A 12,070-nucleotide genomic window follows, 5' to 3' on the forward strand; every position below is an offset into this window, starting at 1 on the left:
TCAGGAGCGGACCAGGCGGGCGATGGCCTCGGAGGCCTCGCGGACCTTCTCGTCGGCCTCGCGCCCGCCCGCCTGCGCGGCCTGGACGACGCAGTGCGACATGTGCTCCTCGAGCAGGCCGAGCGCGACCGACTGCAGCGCCTTGGTCATGGCCGAGACCTGGGTCAGGATGTCGATGCAGTACTTCTCGTCCTCGACCATCCGCTGCAGGCCGCGCGCCTGGCCCTCGATCCGCCGCAGCCGCTTGAGGTAGTCGTCCTTGCGGTTGATGTAGCCGTGCGCTGCGTGCTCCACGCCGTCCTCCTGGCCGTGCGGTGTCCTCCTCCGGAACCATACCCCCCTAGGGTTTAGGTGGCCAGGTGGGGTCGGTCACCCGTCGCGGTCCAGCCGGTCGAGGGTGGCGCGCAGCCGGTCGGTGACGGCGCGCGCGTCGGCCAGCTCGTCCTGCAGGCCGAGGATGACCTCGGCCGAGGCGAGGGTGTGCCCGTCGTCGAGCAGGCCGCGCAACCGGGCGGCCACGGTCAGCTGGGCCCGCGAGTACCGGCGGTGCCCACCCGGGGAACGGTGCGGCTCGAGGATGCCGGAGGAGTCGAGGCTGCGCAGGAAGGCGGCCTGGACGCCGAGCAGCTCCGCGGCCTGGCTCATGGTGAGGGTCGGGAAGTCCGGGTCGTCGAGCCGGCGGAGGGCGTCCCCGCCCCCGGGCTCCGTGGGTGCGCGGTCGGCGGGCGTCGGGTCGGTCATGGGTGGTCCTCCTCGGGCAGGGACGCGCAGGGGCCGGGTCCGCGGACGGACCCGGCCCCTGCGGCGGTGCGGCCGTCAGCTCTCGACGGACTTCCGCTCCTGCTGGGCGGACTCGCCCTCGATGGTCCGCCCCTCGACCGCGGTCGGCGTGTCGGCGCGGGTCACCGAGATCTTGCGGGCCCGGGCCCTCTCGGCCACCGGGATGCTCAGCGTGAGGACGCCGTCGTGGTAGCTGGCCTCGAGCCGGTCGGTGTCCAGGCTCCGGCCGAGCACCAGCTGGCGGGTGTAGCTCCCGTACGGGCGCTCGGCGACCGCCCACTCGGCGTTCTCCAGCTGCGGGACCGAGCGCTCGGCCGTCACGGTGAGGGTGTTGCCCTCCACCGAGAGGTCGATCGAGCCGGGGTCGACGCCGGGCAGGTCGAAGTGGGCCACGAACTTGTCGCCCACCCGGTAGGCGTCCATCGGCATGCCCGACAGCGGGCGGGCGGTCGACCCGCTCCGGCCGGCCAGCTGGTCCAGGGCGCGGAAGGCGGCGTTGGTGGCGGCGAACGGGTCGTAGGCGGTCAGCATCATCGGTGTGCAACCTCCGTGTGCGGTGCGGGCTGTGTTCGCTGCCAGAGGGAGAACCTCCATCGGCAACTGGAGATTACCTCTGTCATGCATCCCTGTAAACGTGTAGCTGCCGACTTTGTTCCCGGTCCTCGGTGACGGGCGCCCACCGGGCGATCCCACCAGCCCGTCGCCGCCCTCCACCCGACCGTCCGCCGGGGCGACCGATCGGGTACCGGGCGGCGGTCCGATCTCGTACGGTGCCGGGATCGACCTTCTCCCGCCTCGGAGGACGACCCTCACCGTCACCGGCGAGCTCACCGAGGACGCCCGCCGCCCGATGGTCCGGGTGGTGACCGACCTGCTGCTCGCCGAACCGGGCCTGCGCCGGCTCCGGCTCGACGCCCGCGGCGTCGGCTACCTCAACTCCGCCGGCATCTCGGTGCTCGTGCAGCTGGAGAAGCTGGGCCGCCCCCGCGGTGTCGACCTGGTGCTGGTCGACCCGCCCCCGGCGGTGACCCGGCCGCTGCAGGCCTCCGGTCTCTGGCCCCGCTTCGCCGTCGAGGAGGCCCCGGGCTCCTAGCCTGGCCCCGTGCCACCGAGTCACGACCACAGCCACGCACCGGCCCCGGACGCCCCGCCACCGACCCCGGAGGTGCTGGCCCGGCGCCGGCGCGCGGTAGTGCTCATGCTGCTCCTGCTGGTCCCGGTCGGGCTGGCCACCGTCGTCGGGCTGGTCGCCCTGTGGCCGGATGACCAGCCCAGCCGGGCGCAGCAGGTCTCCGCGACGTTCTTCCCGCCAGGGACCACCTACCCCGACGGCCGGGTGGTCTCGGTGGAGCCGGTGGACTGCTCGCTGCCCGGAGCCGAGGGCGAGCCGGGTCAGGAGCTGACCTGCGCCACCGTCGTCGTGGAGGTGCTGGACGGTCCGGGCGCGGGGGAGTTCCAGCAGCTGGACCTGCCCGCCGAGGTCTACGCCGCCGGCGTCGAGGTCGGCGACGAGCTGGTGCTGACCCGGGACGCCGGCGCGACGGGGGCCGGGCAGTACGCCTTCTTCGACTACGCCCGCGACACGCCGTTGGTCGTCCTCGCCGTCGCGTTCGCCGTCGTCGTCGGCCTGGTCGCCCGCCTGCGCGGGCTGGCGGCGCTGGTCGGGCTCGCGTTCGCCTTCTTCATCCTGCTGCAGTTCGTGCTGCCCGGGCTGCTGTCGGACCAGTCGCCGACGCTCACCAGCCTGGTGGGGTCGTCGGCGATCATGTTCGTCGTCCTCTACCTGGCGCACGGCTTCTCCGCGCGGACGACGACGGCGCTGGTGGGCACCCTCTTCGGGCTGGCCCTCGTGGCGGTGATGGGCGCCCTGGCCGTCGAGGCGGCCCGGCTGACCGGGCTGACCAGCGAGGAGACCGTCCAGCTGAGCACCTTCGACCCGACGCTGGACTTCTCCGGGCTCGTCCTCGCCGGCGTGGTCGTGGCCGGGCTGGGCGTGCTCAACGACGTCACCATCACCCAGGCCTCCGCGATCTGGCAGCTGCACGAGGTCGACGCCTCGATGGGCTGGCGGGGCCTCTACCGCCGGGGCATGGCCGTGGGCCGGGACCACATCGCCTCGACCGTCTACACGATCGTGTTCGCCTACGCGGGTGCCGCGCTGCCGCTGCTGCTGCTGTTCGAGCTCTACGCCCAGCCCTGGGAGGTGGTGCTCACCAGCTCGGAGCTGGCCGAGGAGGTGATCCGGACGCTGGTCGGCGCGATCGCCCTCGTCCTGGCCGTCCCGGTGACCACGGCGGCCGGCGCCTTCTTCGCCACCGCGGCCGGGGGCGCCGCCGGTGCGGCGACCGAGCGGCCGATGGCCGCCCTGCGGACCCGGTTCGCCCGGTGAGCGCCGACCTGCTGGCCGCCGCCGCGGCCGCGCCGGGGTTCATGCCCGCCGCCGAGGGGCGGGCGCTGTACGAGGCCGCCCGGTCGGTCGCCGTCCCCGGCCCGCTGCTGGAGATCGGGTCGTGGATGGGCAAGTCCGCGCTCTACCTGGCCGCCGCGGCGCGCGAGACCGGCCGGCAGGTGGTCACCGTCGACCACCACCGCGGCTCCGAGGAGCACCAGCCGGGCTGGGAGTACCACGACCCGTCGCTGGTCGACCCGGTCGTGGGCCGGCTGGACACGCTGCCGCGCTTCCGCCGCACGATCGCCGAGGCCGGCGCCGAGGACGTCGTCGTCGCGGTCGTCGCCCGCTCGGAGGTGCTCGCCCCGCTGTGGACGACGCCGCCGGCGCTGCTGTTCCTCGACGGCAGCCACACCGAGGAGTCCGCCCGCCGCGACCAGGACGCCTGGGTGGGCAAGCTGGCAGTGGGCGGCACGCTGGCCATCCACGACGTCTTCCCCGACCCGGCCGACGGCGGCCAGGCGCCCTTCGGGGTCTACACCCGGGTCGTGGCGACCGGGGACTTCACCGAGCTCCCGGGCACCGGGTCGATGCGGCTGCTGAGCCGTGACCGGTGAGGACGGGCCCGGGGCCGCCGGGGACGCCCTGGGGGCCGAGCGGGCCGCGGTGCTGGCGCAGGTCGCGGCGCTGACCGCCGTTCGACGCGGTGGTGGCGGCGTCCCGGGCGTCGAACGCCGACGACGAGCACGACCCCGAGGGCGCCACCATCGCCTTCGAGCGGCAGCAGCTGGCCACGCTGCTCGACGCGGCGCGGCGCCGGCTGGCCGACGTCGACGCGGCCCTCGAGCGCCGGGCCGCGGGGAGCTACGGCCGGTGCGAGCGCTGCGGTCGCCCGATCACCCCCGAGCGGCTGGCCGCCCGGCCGGCCACCCGCAGCTGCATCGACTGCGCCACCTGAGCCGTGCCCGCCGCGCCACCGGAGAGCCCGGATCCCCGAGGCACAGGAGGCTCTTCCCGCGTCCGGGAGCCGATGACGGGCGCACAGCCTCCTGTTCCTCGGCCCCGGCACCCCGGGCGTCAGCCGGTGCGCGACGCCCGGTGCACGACGCGCACGCGGGGTGCGCCACCGGGCGGGTCGACCTCCGCGCAGACGGAGGACCCGTGGCGGGCGTACCGCCCGACGTCGTCGGCGGCCGAGGTCTCGAGCACCGCCGCCGCGCCGGCGTCGTCCACCGCGGACGGCCCGGCGGCGACGAACGCGGATCACGGGTGCCACCCCCGCAGCCTGCCGCCGGCGGGTCAGCTCACGTAGCGGCGCGCGGTCGAGGTGCGCTGGGCCTCCTCGAGCGCCGTGAAGCGGGCCTCGGCGTGCGGGGGGAGCACCCGCCGCTCGCGCAGCACCCAGGGCATGCCGCGGGCGGCGGCGAGCAGCCCCTGGGCGGTGACCCGGTCCCGGGGCAGCGTGCGCAGCAGGTGCAGGGTCCGCCGCAGCGCCGGGCGCAGCGGTCGGCGCAGCCACGTCGTCCACAGCGTGTTGCGGATGCCGTCGCGCCGCCGCTTGTGCGGGTCCCGGGCGCGGCTGGCCCGGTGGTGCACCGTCAGCTCCTCCAGGTAGCACAGCTCCCACCCGGCGGCGGCCAGATCGCCGGCCATGAGCTCCTCCTCGCCGCCCAGCCACAGCCGCTCGGAGAAGCCGCCCACCTCGTCGAAGGCCGCGCGGCGGACCACCGACGCCCCGGCGAGGAAGGACCCCAGCGCCGGCCCGGGCAGCCAGTCGGCACCGCGGACGGGGGAGTGCCGCAGCTCCGGCACGATCGGGTCCTCCGTGCCCGCCGGCTCGACCAGGATCCGAGCGGTGACCACCGCCAGGCGCGGGTGGGCGTCGAGCACGTCGGCCGCCGCCCGCAGCGAGCCCGGGTCCCACCACGTGTCGTCGTCGCAGAAGGCGACGTACGGCGTGCCGGTGCGCGCCACGCCGACGTTGCGGCCGACCGCTCCCAGGTTCTCGGGGCTGGCGACGAGCTCGACCCCGGGGAAGCGCTCGGCGACCGCCCCGGCGGTCCCGTCGGTGGAGCCGTTGTCGACGAGGACGACGTGCGGCCGCTCCGGCAGCTCGCACAGCCGGGCGAGGGCGGCCAGCGCCTCGTCGCGCCGCTGGTGGGTGATCACGACGACGGCGACCCGCGGGTCGGCCCCCACCCCGGCCCCCGCGGGCACGGCCCGGGTGGCGGTCACCGGGCGCCGGCCAGCGTGCGCAGGTCCGAGCGCACGGCCGCGGGGACCGGCCGACGCCGGCGCAGCGCGGCCGGGAGGTCGGGCAGCGCCCGCACCAGGCCGGACCGCTCGGGCCCGCCGGACCGCAGCCCCTCGGCGACCAGCCGGGCGACGTCCGGCACCGGGTGGCGCATGACGGCGGTGAGCAGCTTGCTGCGCCAGATCGCCGCCCGGCGCTGCTCGGGGGCGTGCCGGCGGGGGGAGGGGTGGTGGTGCACGGTCACCTCGTCGACGTAGGCCATGCCCCAGCCGGCGGCGGCCAGGTCCAGCGCCAGCCGCTCCTCCTCGCCGGGGAACCGGACCACGGGGTCGAACCCGCCGACCGCGGTGAACGCCGCGGTGCGCACCATCGCCCCGCAGGCCACGAACCCGAGCAGCGCCGGGCCGGGCAGGTCGGCCGGGGTGCCCAGCGGGCTGGCGGCCATCTCGGTGCACACCGGGTCGAGCCGCCCCTCGGGCCCGACCAGGATGCGCGCGTTCAGGACCGCCAGCCGCGGGTGCGCCCGCATCAGCCCGGCGGCCCGGGCCAGCGATCCCGGCGCCCACCAGGAGTCGTCGTCGGCGAAGGCGACGAACGGGGTCCCGGCGCGCTCGACGCCGACCGTCCGGGCGGCGGCACCGAGGTTGCGGTCGAGGGGCACCACGGTCACAGCGGGCAGGCGGTCGAGGACGGCCTCGACCGTCCCGTCGGTCGAGCCGTTGTCGACCAGGACGACCGGGGCCTCGTGCCGGGGGAGGGAGGCCAGCAGGTCCTCGCGGCGGTCGCGGCTGATGACGACGACGGTGACGTCGGGATCGGGGTCTGCGCTGCTCACGGCCGGACGGTGCCCGCACCGCCGGGAACCCAACCGCCGTCCCGCGCGGTGGTGCTCCCGGCCGGCAGCCCGCCGGGGTCGGCGAACAGCCCGGACGCGGGACCGGCCCCGCACAGCGCGTCGACGGCGAGCACCACGGCGGCCGCGGTCCAGGTGGTGCGCTCCACCGGCCAGCGGGCGTCGTCGGCGTAGACCAGCCCGGTCCAGTAGGAGCCGTCGTCGTGCCGCAGGTGCTGCATCGCGGCCACCTGCTCGGCGGCGGCGTCCCGCTGCCCGGCGGCGGCCAGCGCCAGGGCCAGCTCGCAGGTCTCCGCCCCGGTGACCCACGGCCGGTCGGCCACGCACCGCGCCCCGAGCCCGGGGACGACGAACCGGTCCCAGCCGGCCGCCAACCGGGCGGTCGCCGCCGGGCCGGTCAGGGCGCCGCCGAGCACCGGGTAGTACCAGTCCATCGAGTACCGGGAGCGGTCGGCGAAGGCCTCCGGCCGCTCGCGCAGCGCCGTACCGAGCTCGTCGGCGGCCAGCTCCCAGTCCGGCTGCGCCTCGCCGGTCAGGGCGGCCAGGGCCACCCCGCAGCGAAGCGCCTGGAAGAGGCTGGCGTTCCCGGTGAGCAGGGCGGTGCCGTCGGGCACCCCGTCGGGGCGCAGCGCCCAGCTCACCGCGCCGCTGGGCAGCTGCATCCGGGTGACGAGGTCCAGGCCGCGGCGCGCCGCCGGCCACAGCTCGGTCACCAGCTGCTCGTCGCCGCTGGACAGCCAGCTGTGCCAGAGGCCCACGGCCAGGTACCCGGCGTGGTTGCTCTCCACCGCGGGCGCGGTCTCGGCGCCGTGGCGGTACTCGGCCGCCCACGAGCCGTCGGCGCGCTGGCGCCGGGCCAGCCAGCGGTAGGCCGCCGCGGCGCGGGCGTGCGCGCCGCCGACGTCGAGGGCCATGGCCGCCTCGACGGAGTCCCACGGGTCGAGCTGGCCGCCGGCGAACCACGGCAGGGCTCCGTCGGGCTGCTGCTCGGCGGCGATCGCCCGGACGGTGGCGCGCACCTGCCCGGCGGTCAGGACGCCCTCGACCTCCGGCAGCTCAGACAGCGGTCGTCTCCCGGCGCGGTGCGGGGACCGCGGCCGCGGCCGCCCCCGGCTTGCCGGCGTACACGGCCAGGCTCTTGCCGAGCACCGGGTCGAGCAGCCGCTCGGCGGCGCGGGTGTACCAGGGCCGGCGCACCAGGTCGTGCACCAGGAGGCGGTGGTAGGTGCGGACGGCGGCGCTGTCGCGGTCCACCCCGACCGCGCACTTGAGCCACCAGAACGGCGCGTGCAACGCGTGCGCGTGGTGCTGCTCGCCGGGGACCAGCCCGGCCGCGGCCAGGCGGGCGCGCAGCTGCCGGCCGCGGTAGATGCGCACGTGGCCGCCCTCGTTGGCGTGGTAGGCGTCCGACAGCGCCCAGCACACCCGTTCCGGCCCGTACCGCGGCACGGTGACCGCGACGCGCCCGCCGGGGGCGAGCACGCGGGCGATCTCGGCGATCGCAGCGGCGTCGTCCGGGATGTGCTCGAGCACCTCGGAGGCGATGACCCGGTCCACGCTGCCGTCGGGGAACGGCAGCGCCAGCAGGTCGCCGCGGACCACCTCCGCGGCGGCGCCGGGCGGCGCCTCGCCGGCCTCGGCCATGGCGGTCAGCCACCGCCGGGTGGTGCCCACCTCGGCGGCGCCGTGGTCGAGCGCGACCACCCGCGCGCCCCGGCGGTAGGCCTCGAAGGCGTGCCGGCCCTCGCCGCAGCCCAGGTCGAGCACGGTCATGCCTGGCCGCAGGTCCAACCGGTCGTAGTCGACGGTCAGCACGGGTGCCCCAGCTCCTCCAGCGTCGCGCGGTACCAGCCCGCCGTCCGTTCTGCCGTGGCGCGCCAGGTGTAGGACGCCAGGGCCCGCCGGCGCCCGGCCCGGCCCAGCTGCTCGGCCAGCGCCGGGGAGTCGAGCACCACCTGCAGTGCCGCCGTCAGCTCGCCGACGTCCCCGGCCCGCACGGTCAGCCCGGCGCGGCGGCCGACCACCTCCGGCAGCGCGCCGGCGTCGGTGGTCACCAGCGGGGTGCCGCAGGCCATCGCCTCGATCGCGGGCAGCGAGAAGCCCTCGTAGAGCGACGGGACGGCGACCACCGCCGCCGACTGCAGCAGCGCGACCAGCTCCGGCTCCGGCAGCGGCCCGGTGAAGCGGACCGCGTCGCGCAGCGCCAGGCGGTCGAGCGCGGCCTCGGCCGGGCCGCCGGGGCGCGCGGTGCCGACCACGGTGAGCCGGACCGGCCGCTCGGTGCGCAGCTTGGCCACCGCCTCGAGCAGGTGCACCAGGCCCTTGAGCGGGACGTCGGCGCTGGTGGTCACCACGACCGAGTCGGGGTCGCGCGGCCGGCCGGGAGGCGGCGGGGTGAAGACGTCGGGGTCGATGCCGACCGGGGTGACGTCGACGCGGCCGGCCGGCACCCCCAGGTGGGTCTCGATGTCGCGGCGGGAGCTCTCCGACACGGTGGTGATGCCGTGCAGCCGCGGGGCGACGCGGGCCTGCATGCCGGTGAACCCGTACCAGCGGGCGAGGGTGAGCCGGCGGCGCAGCGTGGGGGCGGCGGCCAGCTCGAGGTCCCGGTCGATGGCCACCGGGTGGTGCACGGTCGCCACGGTGGGCACCCCGGCGCGGACCAGCCGGAGCAGCCCGTAACCCAGGCTCTGGTTGTCGTGCACCAGGTCGTAGCCGCCGCCGGCGGGGGGCAGCAGCAGGCGGGCCGCGCGCAGGCTGAAGGTGAGCGGCTCGGGGAAGCCGGCGGTGCACATCTGCGCCCACTCGGCGACGTCGAGCCAGTCGCGGAACTCGCGCGGCCGCGGCGTCCGGAACGGGTCGGGCTCGCGGTAGAGGTCCAGGCTCGGGACGCGGGTGAGCGGCACGCCCTCGTCCAGCTCCGGGTAGGGCTGGCCGCTGAACACCCGGACGTCGTGGCCCAGGTTCACCAGCTCGCGGGAGAGCGCCCGGACGTAGACGCCCTGGCCGCCGCTGTGCGGCTTGCTCCGGTAGGACAGCAGTGCGATGCGCAGCGGCCGTCCCATGGGCGGGGACTCTAGTTCCCTGTTACCGGCGGGTTCGGTACCGGGCCGTGCCGCAGCTGGCAGGGTGGCGGGCATGCTGCGTCACGTCGTGCTGTTCACCTGGTCCGACGCCGCCGACGAGGAGCGCCGGGCCACCACGCTGGCCGCGCTGCGGCGGCTGCCCGAGGAGGTGGGGGGCATGACCAGCTTCGCCGTCGGCCCCGACGCCGGTCTGCGGGAGGGCAACGCGCACACCGCGCTGGTCGCCGACTTCCCCGACGCCGCCGCGTGGCGCCGCTACGCCGAGCACCCCGTGCACCTGCGGGTGATCGAGGAGCACGTCACCCCGTGGCTGGCCACGCGGACCGCGGTGCAGTACGAGGTCTGACCCCTCGCACAGGGGTGCGACGACCCGGGCGGCGCGTCTCCACAGGCCCGCCGGGCGTCCACAGGCACCGCGGCCCGCCGGACCGCCCGCCCGCGGCGGCCCAGGCTCCGGGGCATGGACGACACCTCCCCGGTCCGGATCTCCTCCACCGGTGACCTCGCCGCCGCCCTGCCGCACCTGGTGGGCTTCCGCCCCCGGGAGTCGGTGGTCCTCCTCGCCCTCGGCGGGCCCGGGGGCCGGCGGCTCGGGCTCACCGCCCGCGCCGACCTGCCGGGGCCGGGGGTGTCGCTGACCCGCGCCCGCGAGCTGGCCCGCACGATGACCACCGACGACGCCGAGGCGGTCGTCGTCGCGGTGGTGTCGGAGGCGCCGGACGTGCCCGAGGCGCTGCCCGGGCAGCCCGCCGGGTGCGGGGTCCCCGGGCTGCCGCACCGGGCGGTGGTGCGGGACCTCGTGTTCGCGCTGGGCGAGCGCGGGCTGGCGGTGCCGGAGGTGCTGCTCGTCCGGGGCGGTCGCTGGTGGTCCTACGACTGCCCGCTGCCGTGCTGCGCCCCGGGAGCGGGGCAGCCGGTGCCGGAGGGCGGCGAGTACGCGGCGGCCGCGGTGCTGAGCGGCGTGGTGGTGGAGGCCGACCGCGCCGCCCTGCAGGCGCGCATCGCCCCCGCGGACCCGGCAGGGACCCGCGCGCTCGAGGCCGCGACGTGGCGCGTCGCCGACCGCCAGGTGCGGGCGCGGCGCCGCGACCCGGCCGGAGCGGAGCGGGCGTCCTGGCGGGCGGTGACGGGGGCGGTGGCCCGGTGCCGGCCCGGTCCGGGCTCCCGACCGCTCGCCGACCGGGAGCTGGCCGGGGTGCTGTGGGCGGTCGCCGACACCCGGGTCCGGGACCGCGCCCTGGGCTTCGCGCTGGGGGAGGACGCCGCCGCGGCCGAGGTGCTCTGGACCGAGTGCACCCGGCGGGCCCCGGCCCCCTTCGACGCGCCACCGGCCACGCTGCTGGCGGTCAGCGCCTGGCTGCGCGGCGACGGCGCGATGGCCAACGTCGCGCTCCAGCGGGCGCTGGCCAGCCGCCCCGGCTACGGCCTGGCCGAGCTGCTCTCCCGGGGGCTGGCCGCCTGCCTGCCCCCGGCCGAGCTCCGGGCGCTGGTGACCGCCGCGGTGGCCGACGTCCCCGGCGTCCCCGCCGGGTGAACGCGCCGCTCACAGCAGGGCGGGGCGCTCCCACTCCTCGCCCAGGACGTGCTCGGCCAGGAAGGCGAGCACGGTCTCGACAACAGGGGACGGGGGCTTGGGGTGTGCAGACTTGCGGCATCGGCTGGCACGGGCGGTGGCGTACAGCAGGCGCCTCCTCGCGGTCTCGGTCATCGGCGGGAACCCCTGCACGAGGGCATCGGCGGCGTTGCGCGGGACGGGGCGTCGGTAGCGGGGTTGATGATCAGACGGGCAGCGGCGAGATCGACGTGGTTCGGCATGCTGCCGACGTCCGCGGGGCCGTGCCGATCTGCTCTGGCCACGCCCATGGCACCGTGACCGCCACCTCCGGCACGTCCCGGCCGCTGCCACCGGCCCCGGCAGCCTGCTCGTCCTCGTCGAGGTCCGTGCCGCTGCAGCTTCGGCCGTCCCGGTCGGTGTCCGACGCGGGAGGGGGCACCAGGGCAGGCCACCTTAGCGGCCCACAGGGCGGTGTGTCATTCCGGTGACAGGGCTGGGCTTGGTCTAGATGCAGCAGCGCTCGGACGTGAGAGCCTCCAGTTGGACGATGAGGCCCACCCAAATGCGCTCGTCATCGACCTTGGCGGTGTCCTCTGCCAAGGCTCCGGTGGCCGGGGCCCGGGGCGAGCGCCGTGATGCGGTCGTTGTATGTGGAGCGTGCGGCCCCGGGTGAGTGCCTCGCTCAGGAAGACCAGGCGGTGGGGTGTTCAACAGCCGCTCCAGGAGGTCATAGACGGGACGCCGGCCTCCGTAGCACCGGCGCCCAACGCGGCCTGTTGCGCCCGCCAGCGGTCCACCGCCTCGGTTGCAGCAGGGACCATGCCCGCGGTGATCAGCCTGGCGACAGGATCGGCGATGGCGATGCCCGGTGCGGTCGCGGCAACCGCGACCGCCATCACCAGCAGCGACGACACCGTTCTGGTCCACAGTCGGGCCCCGTAGTCGCTGCCAGCCTCACCCACGAAGCGCCGTTCGCGCAGGCGTGATGGGCTGCGCGTCCTTGAGCGGCTCGCGGATGAGTTTGGAGGCTCTTCACGATCGGGGGTGTAGTCGGGGTCGGAAGCCGCCGGTTTCGAGCAGGCTCCTGGCGATGTAGTTGGTGAGGTTGCGGAAGCCGAGCGCGGAGCCTCGGAGGTGCTCGAGTCGTCCGTTG

The 12,070-nt window shown here is 76.5% G+C and carries 17 protein-coding genes; 6 read left to right on the plus strand and 11 right to left on the minus strand.

Translation table 11 applies throughout. The annotated features are described in order from the left end of the window. The 3 genes from D0Z06_RS19550 to D0Z06_RS19560 form a co-directional block, all read right to left on the minus strand. The gene (locus D0Z06_RS19550) at positions 1–294 is read right to left on the minus strand and encodes a metal-sensitive transcriptional regulator (RefSeq protein WP_117379213.1); all 294 of its coding nucleotides are present in this window, start codon (positions 292–294) and stop codon (positions 1–3) included. Positions 295–369: 75 nt separating this feature from the next. Continuing rightward, the gene (locus D0Z06_RS19555; protein WP_117379214.1) at positions 370–741 is read right to left on the minus strand and encodes a MerR family transcriptional regulator; all 372 of its coding nucleotides are present in this window, start codon (positions 739–741) and stop codon (positions 370–372) included. Between the two features lie 75 nt (positions 742–816). Beyond that, positions 817–1,314 (minus strand): Hsp20/alpha crystallin family protein, encoded by a 498-nt coding sequence (locus tag D0Z06_RS19560; protein WP_117379215.1) that lies wholly within the window; start codon positions 1,312–1,314, stop codon positions 817–819. A gap of 328 nt (positions 1,315–1,642) precedes the next feature. Here D0Z06_RS19560 and D0Z06_RS27205 point away from each other — a divergent pair, with 328 nt between their 5' ends. From D0Z06_RS27205 to D0Z06_RS19580, 4 genes are all read left to right on the plus strand, one after another. Beyond that, positions 1,643–1,873 carry an STAS domain-containing protein gene (locus D0Z06_RS27205; RefSeq protein ID WP_233517821.1) on the plus strand — a complete coding sequence of 77 codons (231 nt, stop codon included), beginning with the start codon at positions 1,643–1,645 and terminating at the stop codon, positions 1,871–1,873. Between the two features lie 9 nt (positions 1,874–1,882). After that, on the plus strand, positions 1,883–3,169 hold the full coding sequence (locus tag D0Z06_RS19570) for a YibE/F family protein (protein WP_117379217.1): 1,287 nt from the start codon (positions 1,883–1,885) through the stop codon (positions 3,167–3,169). Next, on the plus strand, positions 3,166–3,786 hold the full coding sequence (locus D0Z06_RS19575) for a class I SAM-dependent methyltransferase (RefSeq protein WP_117379218.1): 621 nt from the start codon (positions 3,166–3,168) through the stop codon (positions 3,784–3,786). The genes D0Z06_RS19570 and D0Z06_RS19575 overlap by 4 nt, the downstream gene beginning before the upstream one ends. An 89-nt stretch (positions 3,787–3,875) precedes the next feature. Continuing rightward, entirely contained in the window at positions 3,876–4,127 is a 252-nt protein-coding gene (locus D0Z06_RS19580; RefSeq protein WP_117379219.1) for a TraR/DksA family transcriptional regulator, read from the plus strand. Positions 4,128–4,246: 119 nt separating this feature from the next. On the opposite strand, the gene D0Z06_RS25505 is transcribed toward D0Z06_RS19580, so the two are convergent. The 6 genes from D0Z06_RS25505 to D0Z06_RS19605 all read right to left on the minus strand — a co-directional run bounded on the left by D0Z06_RS25505 (position 4,247) and on the right by D0Z06_RS19605 (position 9,341). Next, positions 4,247–4,402, minus strand: a complete 156-nt coding sequence (locus D0Z06_RS25505; protein WP_158580042.1) for a hypothetical protein — start codon at positions 4,400–4,402, stop codon at positions 4,247–4,249. A gap of 66 nt (positions 4,403–4,468) precedes the next feature. Next, on the minus strand, positions 4,469–5,404 hold the full coding sequence (locus D0Z06_RS19585; RefSeq protein WP_199522428.1) for a glycosyltransferase family 2 protein: 936 nt from the start codon (positions 5,402–5,404) through the stop codon (positions 4,469–4,471). Continuing rightward, positions 5,401–6,258: a glycosyltransferase family 2 protein gene (locus D0Z06_RS19590; RefSeq protein WP_117379220.1), complete on the minus strand. Its 858-nt coding sequence runs from the start codon at positions 6,256–6,258 to the stop codon at positions 5,401–5,403. Before D0Z06_RS19590 ends, D0Z06_RS19585 begins: the two co-directional genes overlap by 4 nt. Then, a complete protein-coding gene (locus tag D0Z06_RS19595) occupies positions 6,255–7,295 on the minus strand; it encodes a prenyltransferase (protein WP_233517822.1) in 1,041 nt (346 codons plus the stop codon). The genes D0Z06_RS19590 and D0Z06_RS19595 overlap by 4 nt, the downstream gene beginning before the upstream one ends. Before the next feature lie 37 nt (positions 7,296–7,332). Beyond that, positions 7,333–8,091 (minus strand): class I SAM-dependent methyltransferase, encoded by a 759-nt coding sequence (locus D0Z06_RS19600; RefSeq protein WP_117379222.1) that lies wholly within the window; start codon positions 8,089–8,091, stop codon positions 7,333–7,335. After that, on the minus strand, positions 8,085–9,341 hold the full coding sequence (locus D0Z06_RS19605; RefSeq protein WP_117379223.1) for a glycosyltransferase family 4 protein: 1,257 nt from the start codon (positions 9,339–9,341) through the stop codon (positions 8,085–8,087). The genes D0Z06_RS19600 and D0Z06_RS19605 overlap by 7 nt, the downstream gene beginning before the upstream one ends. A gap of 73 nt (positions 9,342–9,414) precedes the next feature. Between D0Z06_RS19605 and D0Z06_RS19610 the strand changes: the two genes are divergently transcribed. Then, positions 9,415–9,708 carry a Dabb family protein gene (locus tag D0Z06_RS19610; protein ID WP_117379224.1) on the plus strand — a complete coding sequence of 98 codons (294 nt, stop codon included), beginning with the start codon at positions 9,415–9,417 and terminating at the stop codon, positions 9,706–9,708. 114 nt (positions 9,709–9,822) lie between these two features. Continuing rightward, on the plus strand, positions 9,823–10,896 hold the full coding sequence (locus D0Z06_RS19615) for a DUF4192 domain-containing protein (protein WP_117379225.1): 1,074 nt from the start codon (positions 9,823–9,825) through the stop codon (positions 10,894–10,896). A 9-nt stretch (positions 10,897–10,905) separates the two neighbouring features. Here D0Z06_RS19615 and D0Z06_RS25510 read toward each other — a convergent pair whose 3' ends face one another. Continuing rightward, on the minus strand, positions 10,906–11,070 hold the full coding sequence (locus tag D0Z06_RS25510) for a hypothetical protein (RefSeq protein WP_158580043.1): 165 nt from the start codon (positions 11,068–11,070) through the stop codon (positions 10,906–10,908). A 554-nt stretch (positions 11,071–11,624) separates the two neighbouring features. Beyond that, complete coding sequence (locus tag D0Z06_RS19630; protein ID WP_147332087.1) at positions 11,625–11,831, minus strand: hypothetical protein; 207 nt, start codon at positions 11,829–11,831, stop codon at positions 11,625–11,627. Positions 11,832–12,070: the final 239 nt, after the last annotated feature.

Origin of the sequence: Geodermatophilus marinus, from assembly GCF_003428645.1 — a bacterium.
In the GTDB taxonomy this organism is placed as follows: domain Bacteria; phylum Actinomycetota; class Actinomycetes; order Mycobacteriales; family Geodermatophilaceae; genus Geodermatophilus.